Below are 15,526 nucleotides of genomic sequence, written 5' to 3' on the forward strand. Positions count from 1 at the left end.
ACGATGCGTTCGATCCTGTTCCGATCCGTCCTGCTTGCAAGCCTGGCTCTTCCCGCGCTGGCGGCAGTGCCGGATACGCCGGTGCCCGAGGCCCTGCGCGACTGGGTCGGCTGGGCGCTCAAGGGCCACGAGTCGGCGGCGTGTCCGCGCCTGGCCGGCATCGATGACGAGGACGCGGCGCATGCCTGTCTGTGGCCAGGCGAATTGCAGCTCGCGGCGCGCGACGATGGCGCCAGCTTCAGCTTGCCGGTGACCGTGCATGCGCGGTCGGCGGTGCCGCTGCCGGGCGACATCGATTTCTGGCCGCAGGACGTCAGCAGCGACGGCCGCAGCCTGGCCGTGATCGCGAACGAGGACGGCGTGCCGGTGGTCTGGCTGGCGCCGGGCAAGTACCGCATCGAAGGTCGTTTCGTGTGGTCCGAGCGCCCGGAGTCGATCGCATTGCCCGCTTTGATCGCGCGCATCGCGCTCAGCCTCGATGCAGTGGCGCAGCCCTTCGTGCAACGCGACGACGATGCGCTGTGGCTCGGTCGCGTCAGCGCCGCGGTGGCCGAGCGCGACAGCCTCGCGGTCGATGTCTTCCGCCTGCTCGAAGACCGCGTGCCGGCGCGTCTGGAGACGCGCTTCAAGATCACCGTTTCCGGCAAGGGTCGCGAGGAGAAGTTGGCGCAGGCCTTGCCCGCAGGCTTCGTGCCGGTGGCGTTGTCCGGTGATCTGAATGCGCGCTTCGATGGCGACGGTACGCTGACCTTGCAGGTGCGTTCCGGTGAACACTGGTTGACGCTGGTGGCGCGCGCCGAGGCACCGCTGGTCGCGGTGCAGACCCGCACCTTGCCGGCGCCGTGGCCGGAAGCCGAGATCTGGAGCTATCGCGCGCAGACGCAGTTGCGCGTCACCGAAGCCGAAGGCGCGCCGCAGATCGACCCGGCGCTGGCCGAAGTGCCGCAGGACTGGCGCGACTTGCCGGCGTTCGCGCTCGATCCGGGCCAGCGCCTGAGCATCGCCGAGCGCTCGCGCGGGTTGTCGCAGCAGGACCAGAATCGCCTGCACCTGAACCGCACGCTGTGGCTCGACCACGACGGTGATGGCTACACCGCGCGCGACCAGGTCAGCGGGCGCATGCTGCGCGACTGGCGCCTGGATTTCGCGCCGCCGTTCAAGGCCATGCGCGCCTCCGAAAACGGCGAACCGGTGCTGATCACCGAGGGCCGCCATCCGGGCTTCAGCGGCGTCGAGCTGCGTTCGCGCGATCTGAATCTGAGCGCCACCGCGCGTCTGGAGCCGAAGGGCAATGTGCTGCCGGCGACCGGCTGGCAGCAGGCGTTCGAGTCGGTGCAGACCACGCTCAGCGTGCCGCCCGGGTTCGAGCTGGTCGCCGCCACCGGTGCCGATCGCGCGCCGGCGGCGTGGCTTGATCGCTGGAACCTGATGGACGTGTTCGTCGCGGCCCTGATCGTGTTCCTGTTCGTGGTCGGTTTCGGCAAGGTTGCGGCCCTGGTGCCGGCGGCGTTCGTGCTGCTCGCCTGGCACGAGCCGGACATGCCGCAGTGGTCGCTGATGCTGGCCGTGGTCGCGGCCATGCTGCTGTCTCCGCGCTGGCGCGAGAAGCTGCCGCGCTGGTCGCAGCGCGTGGCGCAGGTCGTGCTCATCCTGCCATTGCTGGCGGCCGTGCCCTTCGTCGCGACGCAGTTGCGGCTCGGCCTGCACCCGCAGCTCGAAGCCGAATATGGGCGCACCTCGTATTCCGATTACTACGGTCGCAACACGATGGCGGCGGGCATGAACATGAATGTCGCGCCGCAGGTCCAGGAAGAGGTGATGTACGACCGCGCCGCCTCGGCGGACATGCCAGCGCCGGCATCCGCGCCGGCGCCAATGGAGCAGAAGCAGATGCTGGAGTCGATTCAGGTGACCGGCTCCCGCCTGTCCAAGGAATCGTATGCACCGCGCAAGCTCAAGCGCTATGCCAGCAACACCATGATCCAGGCCGGCGGCGGCGAGCCGTCGTGGAACTGGCGCAGCTATTCGATCGAACTGGCCGGGCCGGTGCTGCCGACCCAGGAAGTCAAGTTGTGGCTGTCGCCGCCGTGGCTGACGCGATTGGCGCGATTCGCGATCGCGACGCTGTTCGTGCTGATCGCGCTGCAACTGGCGCGGGCCGGTTTCGGCTGGACGCCGAAGCTGCCGCTGCGACGCGCGTCGGCGGCGGCGCTCGCGCTCGCCTTGCTCGGGCTCGGCGGTGCGGTGCAGGCGCAGGATCTGCCCGACGCCGAGCTGATCAAGGAACTGCGCGAGCGCTTGCTCAAGGCGCCGGACTGCATGCCCGGCTGCGGCTCGGTGGCGAATGCCGAAGTGGTCGCGGCGGGCAATCGCATCGAGGTCGCGCTGACCCTGCACGCGGCCGAGCGCATCGGCTTGCCGCTGCCTGGCAACGCGCAGCTGCTCGCGCTCGATGGCGTGCAGCTCGATGCCGAGGCGGTGACCGCGCTATATCGCGATGACGAGGCCCGGGTCTGGATCGACGTGCCGCGTGGCGTGCACCGGGCCACGCTCGGCTTCGCGGCGGCCGCGGCCGATCAGATCTCGCTCGCCTTTCCGATGCCGCCGGCGCTGGTGCGTTTCCGCGGCGACGGATGGGAAGCGGCCGGCATCGAACAGGGTCGGCTGCCGAATGCGACGCTGGAACTGACGCGGCTCTCGACCGGTACCGATGCGCCGACCGCAGGCGTGGCGCAGCGCTTCGATCCCTACGTCGTCGTCACCCGCGAGCTGCGCTTCGACCTCGACTGGGAAGTCGCGACCACGGTGCAACGCATCGCCCCCGAAGGCGCCGCCTTCTCGATCGCGGTGCCGCTGCTCGCAGGCGAGCGCGTGACCAGCGAGGACTTCGAGGTCGTCGATGGTGCGGTGCAGGTACGCTTCGCCGAGAACGATGGCGCGCTCGGCTGGATGTCGCGGCTGGAGGCGGTCGATGCCCTGCAGCTGGTGGCTCCCGAACTCGGCCAACGCGCCGAGATCTGGAAGCTGGTCGCGAGCCCGACCTGGAACGTGCGTGCCGAGGGCGTGCCCGGCGTGCATCCCGAGGACGATGCCACGCTGCAGCAGTTCCATCCGTTGCCGGGTGAAACCTTGCGGCTCGATGTCTCGCGCCCCGAAGCCGTGGTTGGGCGCGTGGCTGCGATTGACCAGGCGGCGCTGACGAGCAGCATCAGCAAGCGCTCCAGCGAACACACGCTGACGCTGTCGCTGCGCGCGACCCAGGGCGGTCAGCATGCGCTGACGCTGCCGGCCGATGCCGAAGTGCTGCGCGTGCTGGTGCGCGGCGAGCTGCTCAACTTGCGCCCCGAGAAAGGCGTGCTGCGGCTGCCGCTGCGACCGGGGGTGAATGCGGTCGAGATCGGGCTTCGCATCAATGGCGAGCCCGGCTTGCATCCACGTCTGCCGGCGCTGGATCTCGGCACGCATGCCTCGAACATCGAGCTGTCGATGCAGTTGCCGGCGGATCGCTGGCTGCTGCTGACCGACGGTCCGCGCATCGGCCCGGCGGTGCTGTATTGGGGCGAGCTGATCGTGATGTTGCTGGTCGCCTTCGCGATCGCACGTGCGCGCGTGCTGCCATTGCGGCTGCACGAGGCGTTCCTGCTCGGCATCGGCTTCTCGACGGTATCGTGGTGGTCGCTGGTGGTGTTCGTCGCGGTGCTCGGCGCCTTCGCCTGGCGCGCGCGCTGGAGCGAGGATGGCCGCAACTGGCGCTTCAACCTGACCCAGCTGGCGCTGGCGGTGGCGGCGCTGATCGGCGCCGGGGTGCTGCTGGCGGCGCTGAACGGCGGCCTGCTTGGCTACCCGAACCTGCACGTCACCGGCCATGGTTCGAGTGCGACGCAGCTGCGCTGGTTCGCCGACCAGACCGAGGGCGCGCTGCCGGCGGCGAGTGCCTGGGTGCTGCCGATGTGGGTGTATCGCGCGCTGATGCTGGCGTGGGCGTTCTGGATGGCGTGGTTCTTGATCCGCATCGGCCGCTTCGCATTCGAGAGCTGGACCGCGGGCGGCGCCTGGGCGAAGTGGGCGCAGCCGAAGGCAGTCGCGGCGCCGGTCGAGCCACCGCCGCTGGAACCGGCCGCGCCCGCCGAGCCCGCTGCGGAATGACCATCGATGCCTGGCTGCGTGCGGCAGCGGCAAGGCTGAACCACGAGTCGGCGCGACTCGATGCCGAGCTGTTGCTGACGCACCTGCTCGGCATCAGTCGCGCGGCGCTGTATGCGCGCCTGCGCGACGCGCTGGCAGACGACATTGTCGCGAGTGCCGACGCACTGCTGGCGCGGCGTGCGCGCGGCGAGCCGATCGCCTACATCACCGGCGTGCGCGAGTTCTGGTTCCTGCCGCTGAAGATCACCTCGGCCGTGCTGGTGCCGCGCGCCGAGACCGAAGTGCTGGTCGAGCAGGCGCTAGCGCGATTGCCGAACGATCGCGACTTGCTCCTGCTTGATCTTGGTACCGGCAGCGGCGCGATCGCGCTGGCGCTGGCGAAGGCGCGGCCGCGCGCACGGGTGCATGCTGTCGATGCCAGCGCCGCAGCACTCGCGGTCGCGCAGGAAAATGCGCAGCGGCTCGGTCTCGGCAATGTCCGCTGCGCGCTCGGCGACTGGTTTCGCGCGTTGCCGGAAGCGCCCGAACGCGCGCTGCCGCCGGACCTGCGCTTCGACCTGATCGCCGCAAACCCGCCCTACGTCGCCGGCGACGATCCACATCTGCTGCAAGGCGACCTGCGCTACGAACCGCGCATGGCGCTGACGCCCGAAGGCGACGGCCTGGCCGCGATCCGCCGCATCAGCGCCGACGCCCGCGCGCATCTGCAAGCAGGCGGCTGGCTGCTGCTCGAACACGGCCACGACCAAGGCCCCGCCGTCCGCCAGATCCTGAGCCGCGACGCCTACGCCAACATCGAAACCATCCCCGACATGGAAGACCGCGACCGCGTCACGCTCGGACGCTGGCAGGGCTGACCCCCACGCACCGACGCCGCTGCTCCCAGCCACTATCGCCTCGCGCGCGATGCCGCCCGATCCCGGCCCCGCAGCCCCGTGATCCCACACGTCACGCCGACCGCCCTCCAGAATCCTTGACCACGCCGGTCCAGCCGGCCCAGACTCGTCCCATTGCCCGACCCCGCAGTCGGAGGATTAGCGTTTGGCGCGTCTGGATGCTCTGCTCACGGAGGCAATATGAAGTTGCGCGATTGCACCACGGCATTCGGGCACACATTCAGTGTGCCTACCAACATCCAGCGAATCGACCACAAGCACACGCACGGATGGCAGCTTCGCTTTGGACGATGGCAGTTCTTCGCAGACCACTCGAATGACGGCTCCGGATCTGAGAAGGCTCTGCATCTGGCCACCGAAGAGCTGAGAAAGCGGATGATGAAGTTGCCGGCGCCAACCGGCCTAAGAGTCGCGTCGAACCAGAACAAATCCAGTGATCTTCCCGTTGGTGTATCCGGGCCGATCGAGAGGAGCCGGCCGCGAAGGAACTTTATCCAGTACTACTTCCAGGTCACGTTCCCAGTTGTAGGGGAAAAACCTGTCAATCGAAGCGTCTACATCGCAACCGAAAACACCATGACTCAGGAGCGCTACGATTCGGCACTCTCCAAGGCTGTCGCAATTCGTGAGGCAGGCGTACGCCGATTCAAGTTGGGTACAACCAAAGCCATGAGGGCTGGAGCCTTAGGGTGACGGGGTGCAGCCCGATTATTCACTCTGACGACCGCCGAGGAAGCTGCGCGTATCATCCACACACCGTCGCGCGGCGGCGTCAGGGGCGCTCCACGCGCCGGTCCGTGTGCTTCTTGGCGTTCTTGATGAAATCGGCGTCGAAGGTCTTGAGCGTGTCTTGATCTTTGCTGAGCGCGAGATGGAATGCATCGGCGAAGTCGAGGCCGGCTTCGTGCCAGTCGATCACTTGCGCTACGAGGGGCCCATCGCTGACGGTCACGTTGTGCAAGCCGCAAAGTCGTCGAAACGCGGTGCAGATGTCGGCGGGGGTCCGGTCGAAGGCGGCGCGCAAGACCCACTCGGTTTCGAGCAGCACCGTGTCCGGGATGAAGATGTCCTCGTTGGCAAACAGCCTGTGGCTGGCCTTGCCCTGTGCCGGGTTGTCGCTCACCAGCAGTCGCACCAGCACGTTGGTATCAACCGCGATCACGCCACTTCCTCCGCAGGTCCTTGGCCAGTGCGGCCTTGATCTCGTCGTCGGTTCGGGCAGCGACCTTGCCCTTGAACATGCCCTGGACCGACGCAAGCTCCGAGGGGGCGAACGGGGCCTTGGGCTTCAGCAGAAGCCCATCCCCGGTGTCGATCACCATGAGTTCGAGGCCTGGTTCCCAGCGGTGCGTGTTGCGAAAGGCCTTGGGGATGATCACCTGGCCCTTGCTGGACAGCTTGGTGGTTTCCATGGGGCGCTCCATCGGTAAGACGAAGGTAAGACTAGGCTTGCCGGGCGGACCCGTCAATGCGGGCGTCTGACCCTGATCTCTGTCCACCGCGGGCCGTTTGGGGTGAGGCTCCCGGAGCAGTGTGTGAAAGCTACGCACCGCTTTCGTCGGTCCGCTGCGACGAGATGAGCCCGTCACGCCGCCGCAGCAGCCCTCGCCCTGAACACCATCGGCGCAAACACGCAGGCGACGAGGAGGGTGACGCCGAGGTAAAACGTCGGGGTGAGTTCGCGTTGTTCGTTGAGCAGCACGATCGCGTGCAGGTCCGTGGAGAGGGGTTGGAGGTGGATCACGAGTTGGGGGTTGAAGGCGCTCATGTGGCGCAGCGCGACCAGCGACAGTGCGAACGGCAGCAGGGTGCAGGCGACGGCGAGCAGCAGCAGGTAGGCGAAGTCGCGGGCGTCGGGTGCGACCAGCAGCGGCGTGTCGAACAGCGGGATGGCGCCGCCGAGCAGCGGTGTCGCGAGGCTGAGCAGCAGCACTCCGGCGGCCATCTCGATGAAGGTGATGGCGAGCGGGTCAGCGTCGGCGACGAAGCGCTTGTTGAGCGAACCAAACGTTGCCGCGAACAGCGCCGAGAGCACGCCCACGGCGATGCCGAGCCACATGCCCGAGGGCACGCCGCCGACCACCAGCACCACGCCCGGGATCGCGGCGATGCCGAGCAACACCTCGCCGAAGGCGAAGCGCCGATGCGCTGCGAACGGTTCGATCAGCGCGGTGAACACCGAGCCGAGCGCCATGCAGGTGGCCGCCACCGAAGCGTTCGACAGCTTGATCGAGGCGTAGAAGGTGAGCCAGTGCAGCGCCACCACCACGCCGACGCCGGCGATCGCGGCGATGCGGCGCGCGTCCAGAGCGCGCAGCGAGCGCCACACCCGCGGCGCCAGCGCCAGCATCGCGGCCACCAGCGCCATGCGCCACCACACCAGCGGCAATGCCGCCAGGCTGATCAGCTTGCCGAGGATCGCGGTGAAGCCCCAGAGCAGCACGCACAGGTGGATCTGCCACTGGGCGCGCGCGGCATCGGACAGGGGCATGGCGTGGCTCAGCTGATCGCGTCGAGCACGGCGAGCGTGGTCTTGGCGCGATTGAGCGTGTAGAAGTGCAGCGACTCGGCACCGCCGGCGATCAGTTGCCGGCAAAGGTTTGCCACCACCTCGATGCCGAACGCGCGCACCGATTCGGCGTCGTCGCCATGGGCGAGCATGCGCTTGGCGATCCAGCGTGGAATCTCGGCGCCGCACATCTCGGAAAAGCGCTTCAGCTGCGAGAAGTTTCCGATCGGCATGATGCCCGGCACGATCGGTTGGGTGATGCCGACGCGGCGCGCGTCCTCGACGAAGCGAAAATAGGCGTCGGCATTGAAGAAGTACTGGGTGATCGCGCCGTTGGCACCGGCCTCGAACTTGCGCCTGAGGTTGGCGATGTCGGCGAAGGCATCGCTCGCCTGCGGGTGCGTCTCCGGGTAGCAGCCCACCTCGATCTGGAACCAGTCGCCGGTTTCCTCGCGGATGAAGGCCACCAGCTCGTTGGCGTAGCGGAAGTCGCCGAACGCGGCCATGCCCGAGGGCATGTCGCCGCGCAGTGCCACCAGCCGCCGGCAGCCGAGCGCGCGGTAGAGTTGCAGCAGGTTCGCGATCTCGGCGCGGGTGCCACCGACGCAGGACAGGTGCGGGGCGACGTCGAGTCCGTGCTCCTGGCGCAGGTGGCGCACCGTTTCCGGCGTGTAGGACAGCGTCGAGCCGCCGGCGCCGAAGGTCACCGAAACGTATTCCGGGCCGCGCTGTTTCAGCTTCTGCGCGCTGCGTTCGAGCTGTTCGCGCTGTTCGTCGGTCTTGGGCGGGAAGAACTCGAAGCTGATCGCGGTCATGGGCGGGGCCGTGGGGAAAGCCGGAGTATATCTTTCTGTCCGCATGAAGCGATGAAAGCCTGCGCCGGCGGAGGTTCCCGTTGGTCCCCGACCGACGGTCGGCCTGCGCAGGTGCACGGCGTTGACGGGCACTGACACTTGGAGGAACTTGCCGCCGGTCAAGGGAAACCCCCAGCGGGTGGGTAGTGCGTGGATGGATAGGGACCTGGAAGCACTGGGTACGGATCTGCGCCGCATCGCCCAAGAGGTTGGCGAGACGCGTCGGCGCATGGTCATCGGCGGCTCGTTCTACGTGCTCGGCTGGGTGCTTGTGTGCCTGTTCACGCCGGTGGTGCGCACGTATCCGGCGACTTCGGCGGTACTCGCGGCGATCTTCGTCGGATTGGCCGTGGCGCGCGTGGTGTTGCGCCCGCCGCAGGCGCGGACGGCCGAGACGATGGTGCGCTGGCTTGACCTGCAGTGGATCATCATTCAGGTCTCGGCTGCGACTTGGGGCGGCATCGTGTTGTGGACGTTGATGGATCCGGTGCTGGTCGATGCACGCATCGCCCTGATCATCGGCGCTGCCGGCTTCGCAACCGCGATCGCCAATACCTACTGCATGCGCTTCTGGCCGTCGTTGCTGGCGATTACCGCGATCTACCTGCCAAGCACCATGTACACCTGGATGCCGGGGCAGGACCGCGCGGTCGCCTTCAGTCTCAGTGTGTACCTGCTCTACGTGATCAGCTCGCTGGTGCGCAGCCACCGCGATTTTCACAGTCGCCTCGATTTCGACGAGGAACTGCGCCGCCAGTACGAAGCGCAGGCGGCCGCGCGTGCCGACGCCTTCCGCATCGGCCTTGGCGCGGTCGCGGTGGTGCCGGAACTGGCTGATCTGCGCGTGCGCGTCAGCATCGGCGTCGGCGCATTCAGCGCCAGCCGCCACGGCAATGCCGATCATTTCCTCAGCGAAGTGGACGGCGCCCTGTATCGGGCCAAGGGCGGCGGGCGTGATCGCGTGTGTCGCGCCTCGCTCGCGCCTTCAGTCCTGGTCGGCGAGATCCTCGGCCAGCATCGCTAGCTGGGTGCGCACCTTGTCGCCGAAGCGCTCATGCTGGGCACCGAGCAGGCGCTTCAGTTCGGACTCGGTGACGTAGCCGATCGAGGTGCGGTAGTCGCACTTCACGCGCTGGCCTTCGCGCCAGCGCAGCTCCATGCCGTCGAGGTCGTCGGCGACCATGGCAACGTTGGTCGGGTGCTGCAGCTTGAAGCGGGCGACGCGGGCGATGTGCCGGGCAAGCAGGTCACGGATCGGTGTCTTGCGTGGCAGCCGCTCGATATCGATGCGGTCGCCGTACTCGAACGGGGAAGGGTTCTCGTACTGCGTCGACAGGTGCGTGCCGTCGTCGAACTGGGAAACGCACTCGACCATGGTGGCGACTCTCCACTTGCCGGTCAGCAGCAGCCACAGGAATCCGAGAATGCCCGGCCACTTCGGCTTGAGCGCAAAGCTGGCGATGCCGATTTCGCCACTGTCATCGGCGAAGAAGCGCAGCAACACGCGTTGGCCGAGGATCGGGAACAGGCCCTTGGCTTCGGCGTCGCCGATTGGGCGCAAGCCGAGGGCACCGGCTTCGCCCGCGACGTGGTCAACGAAGCGGCGCTGGTAGGCCGGATAGTCGGCGGCGGCCACCGCCTCCAGTTGCGGCGGCGGCTCATGCGCGACGTTGAGGATCTGCTGGGCGATGCTGGTCGCGAGCAGGGTGTCGGGGTCCTCGCTCATGCGTGCGTCCAGCGCTTCGCCCACGGCGCGCCCAGCACGGATGGCGTTGGCCGCCCCGAACAGCGCCTGCGCCGCGACGTCGTCTCCGAGCGAGCGGTCACGGCCGTCACCGACCACGGCCGACTCGATCAGCTTCGCCATCTGCTCGCGTTCGCCGGCGCCGTTGTTCTCGGAGCGCGCGCGCATGTCCAGGATCAGCTCACGCTTGGCGTCCTCGGGCTCGAGCTTGTCCAGCGCCATGTCGTAGTGCTGCAGCGCCTCGGCATAGCGGCCGAGATCGTGGAGCAGTGTGCCCATGCGCAGCGCATAGACATACTCGCCGCTGAGCGCGTAGCAGGTGTCGTAGTCGTCGAGCGCGGCTTCGAGCTTGCTGCGCGAGAAGCGCATGCCGCTGAAGGTCTTGACCGTGTCGGAATCGTCGGGGCCGTCGTCGCGCCGCAGCGCCGAACTGCGCAACAGCGTGGCGCGGGCATCGAGCAGTTCGACGCGCATCGGTGCGATCTCGATCGCGCGTGCCAACAGCGCGTCGGCCTCGGCATGCTCGCTGCGTCCGGGTTCGCGGTAGCGCAGCACGTTGGACAGCAGGTGCAGCGCCTCGACGTGGTTCGGATCGATCTGCAGCGCGCGCCGCAGGTCCGCCTCGTTGCGCCTGGAGTGCGCCGCGGCGCGTGCGGCGTGGTCACGGTCTCGTCGCGCCCTTTCGCTGCTCGGCAGGTCCTCGGCGCAGGCATCGAACTCGTCGCAGCCGATGTCGGCAAAGCGCACGCGCTTGACGATGGCTGGGACGTAGTCGGGCTGCAGTGCCAGCAGGCGGTCGAGCTCCGGCGCCATTTCGGTGTAGCGCTCGAGCGCCTCCAGGCAGTTGGCGCGATGCCAGTGCAGGGCGGCCGCCTTCGGGTGGGCGCCGATCAAGGCGTCGATGCTGGTCAGCGCATCGAGATGCCGACCCTGCTTGAAGGCGGAAACAAAGCGGGCGAACTCGACGGGAAGGCGCATCTGCTGAGTCGGATTGTGACCAAGGGGCAAACGTAACCGAAGTTGACGCCGGTCCGACGGGTCGTATCTGACCGACGGCAGGACTTCTTGCCCGGACGGTCATCCGGCGGATGACCGCGGCTCAGGAGCCGGCGACCATGCGCCAGACCCGGTCGCAGTCGGACAGGGTGCGCAGCGCCAGCAAACCCAGACCGGGCTTGGCGCGCAGGCGGATCGCGCGCTGGCCGGCGTGTCGAGTCACCAGTTCGGCGAGGCTGGCGTGCTGCGGCAGCGTGCAGATCGCGACCTGATCGGTCGATGCAATCGCCAGTTCGCCGTCGCGATGCGTCAACACGAAGGATCCGTCGTCAAACGCGGATACGCAGGCGAGCAGGCGTGCCGGTAGCTGTCGCAGGACTGCGGCGAAGCACACGACCACGGCGTCGCCGGAGTCGTCGCCGTAGAAGCGGATCAGCACTGGCGCCTGGCTCAACTTGGAGAATGCCGGGGATGCGGCATCGACCAGCGGCAGCAGGCCGAGCGCCCCCAGTTCGGCGGCCGCGGCCTTGCAATGCATCTGCTGCTCGACATTGAACAGCGCGGCGTCCACGCGGATCAGTTCGGGCGCCTCGATCGCGACCGCCAGCGCCTGCGCTTCCCGCTCGGCCTCGGCGCCGCGGGCAAGCGCCGCCTCGCATTGCAACCGCTGCCGGCGCAGGCTCGACGACTCCGGCATCTGCGCCAGCAGCGCGTCGATCAGTGCCAACGCTTCGCCGAAGCGCGCATGGTGCATGGCACGAGCCAGTTCGTTGAAAGCCTGCGGCGAAGCCATCGCATCTCCCCGGTGATGCGGCGCCGACGATAACCCAGCGCCGGCACAAACAAAAACGCCGCGGCTTGCGGCGCGGCGTTCTTGGGTCGCGATGCAGCGGTCGATCAGTAGCGGTAGTGCTCGGGCTTGTACGGGCCCATCTTGTCGACGCCGAGGTAGGCGGCCTGGTCGTCGGTGAGGACGGTCAGCTTGACGCCGATCTTCTCCAGGTGCAGGCGGGCGACTTCTTCGTCGAGCTTCTTGGGCAGGATGTAGACCTTGGCCTCGTACTTGTCCTTGTTCGCCCACAGGTCGATCTGCGCCAGCGTCTGGTTGCTGAAGCTGTTCGACATCACGAAGCTCGGATGGCCGGTGGCGCAACCGAGGTTCACGAGACGGCCTTCGGCGAGCAGGAAGATCGAATTGCCGTTCGCAAACGTGTACTTGTCGACCTGCGGCTTGATGTTGGTCTTGACCGCGCCCGAGTCGTTGAGCTTGTCGACCTGGATCTCGTTGTCGAAGTGACCGATGTTGCAGACGATCGCCTGGTCCTTCATCGCCTGCATGTGCTCGAGCGTCAGCACGTCCTTGTTGCCGGTGGTGGTGACGTAGATGTCGCCGCGGCCGAGGGTCGATTCGACGGTGTTGACCTCGAAGCCTTCCATGGACGCCTGCAGCGCGTTGATCGGGTCGATCTCGGTGACCACGACGCGGGCACCGTAGGCGCGCAAGCTGTGTGCCGACCCCTTGCCGACATCACCGTAGCCGCAGACGACCGCGACCTTGCCGGCGAGCATCACGTCCATCGCGCGCTTCAGGCCATCGGCCAGCGATTCGCGGCAACCGTACAGATTGTCGAACTTGGACTTGGTGACCGAGTCGTTGACATTGATTGCCGGCACCAGCAGCTTGCCCTGTTCGAGCATCTGGTAGAGGCGATGCACGCCGGTGGTGGTCTCTTCGGAGACACCCTTCCAGGCCTTCACGACCTTGGTCCAGAAACCCGGGCGTTCCTTGGCGACACGCTTGAGCAGGTTCTTGATGATCTGCTCTTCGTGCGAGCCACTCGCCGTGTTGACCCAGTCCGAACCCTGTTCGAGTTCATAACCCTTGTGGATCAGCAGGGTGACGTCACCGCCATCGTCGACGACCAGCTCCGGGCCGGTTATGCCGGCATGAGTGACCGCATCCATCGTGCAGTCCCAATATTCTTCCAGCGTCTCGCCCTTCCACGCGAACACCGGCACCTTCGCCGCCGCAATCGCCGCAGCGGCGTGGTCCTGGATCGAGAAGATGTTGCAGCTGGCCCAGCGCACGGTAGCGCCGAGGTCGACCAGGGTCTCGATCAGCACCGCGGTCTGGATGGTCATGTGCAGCGAGCCGGTCACGCGTACGCCCTTGAGCGGCTTGCTGGCAGCGTATTTCTTGCGGATCGACATCAGCCCCGGCATCTCGTGCTCGGCGATGTCGATTTCCTTGCGGCCCCATTCGGCCAGGCCCATGTCGCGGACCTTGAAATCGGAAAAGGGCAGGGATTGAACGACTGCGTTCATCGGGTTTGGACTCCGTTGGATGAGCGGGCGCGGTTCGATAGGTCATCCGTCGAGCCTGTTCCCGGACCTGGCCGGGCTTGCAGCGCCCCTCGACGGGAAGTGCGGCGCGGATTCTAGCGGCGAATCATCGGCGAAGCGTGAACCGGCAATTCAGTCGAGGCCGAGCGCGTCGCGAACCCGGACGACATCGGCGGCCACGCGCTCACGGTCCCGGCCTTCGTTGAGATCGGCATGGCGGCCGTCCTTGAACCACAGCCGGCATCGAAAATACGGGTCGCCATCGCTGTCGGTTTCCTCGAACGCCTGCACCGAGCTTGCCTGCTCCGGGTGGATCCTCTCTTCGCTTGAGCTCAGCAGCCAGCGGCGTTTCAGCCGCAAAACGCGGTCGCGGCCGATGCGGGCTTCGGTAATGGGCATCCCGAACAGCCAGATCGACAGACCCAGCGCCGCGCAGACGAGCACCGGCACGGCTGCCCATTGCACCAAGAACGGCACATGAGCGGGCCAGCCATCGCGCACGATGATCCACAGGAAAGCCAGCAGCATGGCGTCGAAGCAGGTGGCAAAGAACCAACCGAAAACGGGCAGACGATTGCGGATGAAGACCGGTCGTTGTGCAGATGCCATGGCCCCATCGTATCGCCGCGATGCGACGCTGATGTTGCATGAGACCCCCCCGGGGCGGCGGGCGGATCAGCTGGACCCGCCGAATCAGTCTTTGGCAACCTGTCCCATCTGTCGGGTGTTTGTCGGATCTAGAATCGTGCGATCCTCTCACGGTCCCGAGGGCGTCGGGCCGCTGCGATCCCTGGACGGCGAACCCCGGAGGCATGGGCCACGCGTGGAAATCGAAGAACGCCAAGTGCACGTCGACCATCTGAAGACGGACATGTACGTGTTCCGTCTCGATCGGCCGTGGCTTGGCCTGCCGTTTCCGCTCGAAGGCTTCCTGGTGCAGAACCCGAAGCAGATCGAGGTGCTGCGGCAGCACTGCGACCATGTGTTTGTCGATGTGCCGCGCAGCCACACGCCGATCCGCGCCTACATGGCACATCCGCGCCAGCACGAGCGCCAGCGTACTGTGGTCCGACATGTGGATAGCGCGACGCTGCACGAGGAACTGCCGCACGCACGCGAGGCACACGCCCAGGCGTCGACGCTGGCCGCCAAGATCCTCAACGAGGTGCGTGCCGGACAGCGGCTCAGCGTCGAAGATGTGCGCAACGCGGTGGTGCCGGTGGTGAAGTCGGTGCTGCGCAATGCCGATGCCTATTTCTGGGTGACCAGCCTGCGCAAGCGCGACGCCTACGAATACAGCCATGCCATCCATTGCAGCCTGCTCGCCGCCGCCTTCGGTCGGCACATGGGATTCACCGAGGACGTGCTGGTCAATCTCGCCACCGGCGGTCTGTTGATGGATGTGGGCAAGACCGAGATCGACGAGACACTGCTCGCCAAGCCGGAGGCTCTGACCGAGGCGGAGACCGGGCAGGTGCGCAAGCACGTCGAGAACAGCCTGCGCATCATCGAGGAGGCCGGCATCCACCATGCCGACGTGCGCGAAATGGTGCTGACCCACCACGAGCGCCACGACGGTAGCGGCTACCCGGACCGGTTGATGCGCAACCAGATCCCGCTGTTCGGGCGCATCGCCGGGCTGATTGACTCCTACGACGCGATGACCAGCACGCGCGTGTTCCGCAAGGCGGCGTCGGCGCACCACGCGCTGCAACAGCTGTATCGCCACGGTGATCAGTTGTTCCAGCGCGAAGTGGTCGAACAGTTGATGCAATGCCTGAGCGTGTATCCGACCGGGTCGCTGGTCGAGCTCAACAGCGGCGAGGTGGCGATCGTGATGGCGCAGAACCACGCGCGCCGGTTGCGTCCGCGGGTGATGCTGCTGATGACCGCGGACAAGGTGCTGCGCGAGAATTTCATCGAGTGCGACCTGATGGGCCAGAGCGAAGATCAGGGCGTGCAGCGCGAGGTCGTGGCGACGCTGGAGCCCGGGGCCTACGGCCTCGATCCGACCGAACTTTACCTGGGTTGATGCGGA

13 protein-coding genes and 1 riboswitch are annotated in these 15,526 nt (G+C 67.0%); of the genes, 5 read left to right on the plus strand and 8 right to left on the minus strand.

The genetic code is table 11. The features are described 5' to 3' along the window. Positions 1–3 precede the first annotated feature (3 nt). From IPG63_13775 to IPG63_13785, 3 genes are all read left to right on the plus strand, one after another. The gene (locus tag IPG63_13775; GenBank protein ID MBK6728305.1) at positions 4–4,146 is read left to right on the plus strand and encodes a hypothetical protein; all 4,143 of its coding nucleotides are present in this window, start codon (positions 4–6) and stop codon (positions 4,144–4,146) included. Then, on the plus strand, positions 4,143–5,003 hold the full coding sequence (prmC, locus tag IPG63_13780) for a peptide chain release factor N(5)-glutamine methyltransferase (protein ID MBK6728306.1): 861 nt from the start codon (positions 4,143–4,145) through the stop codon (positions 5,001–5,003). Before IPG63_13775 ends, prmC begins: the two co-directional genes overlap by 4 nt. 219 nt (positions 5,004–5,222) lie before the next feature. Then, positions 5,223–5,735, plus strand: a complete 513-nt coding sequence (locus IPG63_13785; protein ID MBK6728307.1) for a hypothetical protein — start codon at positions 5,223–5,225, stop codon at positions 5,733–5,735. A 79-nt stretch (positions 5,736–5,814) separates the two neighbouring features. On the opposite strand, the gene IPG63_13790 is transcribed toward IPG63_13785, so the two are convergent. The 4 genes from IPG63_13790 to metF form a co-directional block, all read right to left on the minus strand. Continuing rightward, positions 5,815–6,204 carry a type II toxin-antitoxin system VapC family toxin gene (locus IPG63_13790; protein MBK6728308.1) on the minus strand — a complete coding sequence of 130 codons (390 nt, stop codon included), beginning with the start codon at positions 6,202–6,204 and terminating at the stop codon, positions 5,815–5,817. Further along, complete coding sequence (locus tag IPG63_13795) at positions 6,191–6,454, minus strand: AbrB/MazE/SpoVT family DNA-binding domain-containing protein (protein MBK6728309.1); 264 nt, start codon at positions 6,452–6,454, stop codon at positions 6,191–6,193. The genes IPG63_13790 and IPG63_13795 overlap by 14 nt, the downstream gene beginning before the upstream one ends. A 173-nt stretch (positions 6,455–6,627) precedes the next feature. Further along, a complete protein-coding gene (locus tag IPG63_13800; GenBank protein MBK6728310.1) occupies positions 6,628–7,533 on the minus strand; it encodes an EamA family transporter in 906 nt (301 codons plus the stop codon). 8 nt (positions 7,534–7,541) lie between these two features. Continuing rightward, the gene (gene metF, locus IPG63_13805) at positions 7,542–8,366 is read right to left on the minus strand and encodes a methylenetetrahydrofolate reductase [NAD(P)H] (GenBank protein ID MBK6728311.1); all 825 of its coding nucleotides are present in this window, start codon (positions 8,364–8,366) and stop codon (positions 7,542–7,544) included. A 193-nt stretch (positions 8,367–8,559) separates the two neighbouring features. On the opposite strand from metF, the gene IPG63_13810 reads away from it, so the two are divergent. Continuing rightward, a complete protein-coding gene (locus IPG63_13810; GenBank protein ID MBK6728312.1) occupies positions 8,560–9,429 on the plus strand; it encodes a GGDEF domain-containing protein in 870 nt (289 codons plus the stop codon). Here IPG63_13810 and IPG63_13815 read toward each other — a convergent pair. The 4 genes from IPG63_13815 to IPG63_13830 all read right to left on the minus strand — a co-directional run bounded on the left by IPG63_13815 (position 9,391) and on the right by IPG63_13830 (position 14,097). Further along, complete coding sequence (locus tag IPG63_13815) at positions 9,391–11,127, minus strand: hypothetical protein (protein ID MBK6728313.1); 1,737 nt, start codon at positions 11,125–11,127, stop codon at positions 9,391–9,393. The genes IPG63_13810 and IPG63_13815 overlap by 39 nt on opposite strands. Before the next feature lie 121 nt (positions 11,128–11,248). Continuing rightward, positions 11,249–11,938 (minus strand): hypothetical protein, encoded by a 690-nt coding sequence (locus IPG63_13820; protein MBK6728314.1) that lies wholly within the window; start codon positions 11,936–11,938, stop codon positions 11,249–11,251. 104 nt (positions 11,939–12,042) lie between these two features. Beyond that, complete coding sequence (locus tag IPG63_13825; protein MBK6728315.1) at positions 12,043–13,470, minus strand: adenosylhomocysteinase; 1,428 nt, start codon at positions 13,468–13,470, stop codon at positions 12,043–12,045. An 18-nt stretch (positions 13,471–13,488) separates the two neighbouring features. Beyond that, positions 13,489–13,567, minus strand: a riboswitch (S-adenosyl-L-homocysteine riboswitch). A 53-nt stretch (positions 13,568–13,620) separates the two neighbouring features. Continuing rightward, positions 13,621–14,097: a hypothetical protein gene (locus IPG63_13830; GenBank protein MBK6728316.1), complete on the minus strand. Its 477-nt coding sequence runs from the start codon at positions 14,095–14,097 to the stop codon at positions 13,621–13,623. A gap of 214 nt (positions 14,098–14,311) precedes the next feature. Here IPG63_13830 and IPG63_13835 point away from each other — a divergent pair, with 214 nt between their 5' ends. After that, positions 14,312–15,520, plus strand: coding sequence for an HD-GYP domain-containing protein (locus IPG63_13835; protein ID MBK6728317.1), 1,209 nt, complete (start codon positions 14,312–14,314; stop codon positions 15,518–15,520). Positions 15,521–15,526 lie beyond the last annotated feature (6 nt).

It is taken from the genome of Lysobacterales bacterium, from assembly GCA_016703225.1.
GTDB lineage: Bacteria > Pseudomonadota > Gammaproteobacteria > Xanthomonadales > Ahniellaceae > JADKHK01.

Excerpts from the sequence above, each read along its gene's own strand:
- prmC (MBK6728306.1), top strand. The coding sequence starts at position 4,143 with ATGACCATCGATGCCTGGCTGCGTGCGGCAGCGGCAAGGCTGAACCAC.
- IPG63_13810 (MBK6728312.1), top strand. The coding sequence starts at position 8,560 with ATGGATAGGGACCTGGAAGCACTGGGTACGGATCTGCGCCGCATCGCC.
- IPG63_13785 (MBK6728307.1), top strand. The coding sequence starts at position 5,223 with ATGAAGTTGCGCGATTGCACCACGGCATTCGGGCACACATTCAGTGTG.
- IPG63_13800 (MBK6728310.1), bottom strand. The coding sequence starts at position 7,533 with ATGCCCCTGTCCGATGCCGCGCGCGCCCAGTGGCAGATCCACCTGTGC.
- IPG63_13820 (MBK6728314.1), bottom strand. The coding sequence starts at position 11,938 with ATGGCTTCGCCGCAGGCTTTCAACGAACTGGCTCGTGCCATGCACCAT.
- IPG63_13825 (MBK6728315.1), bottom strand. The coding sequence starts at position 13,470 with ATGAACGCAGTCGTTCAATCCCTGCCCTTTTCCGATTTCAAGGTCCGC.
- metF (MBK6728311.1), bottom strand. The coding sequence starts at position 8,366 with ATGACCGCGATCAGCTTCGAGTTCTTCCCGCCCAAGACCGACGAACAG.
- IPG63_13830 (MBK6728316.1), bottom strand. The coding sequence starts at position 14,097 with ATGGCATCTGCACAACGACCGGTCTTCATCCGCAATCGTCTGCCCGTT.
- IPG63_13815 (MBK6728313.1), bottom strand. The coding sequence starts at position 11,127 with ATGCGCCTTCCCGTCGAGTTCGCCCGCTTTGTTTCCGCCTTCAAGCAG.
- IPG63_13775 (MBK6728305.1), top strand. The coding sequence starts at position 4 with ATGCGTTCGATCCTGTTCCGATCCGTCCTGCTTGCAAGCCTGGCTCTT.
- IPG63_13795 (MBK6728309.1), bottom strand. The coding sequence starts at position 6,454 with ATGGAAACCACCAAGCTGTCCAGCAAGGGCCAGGTGATCATCCCCAAG.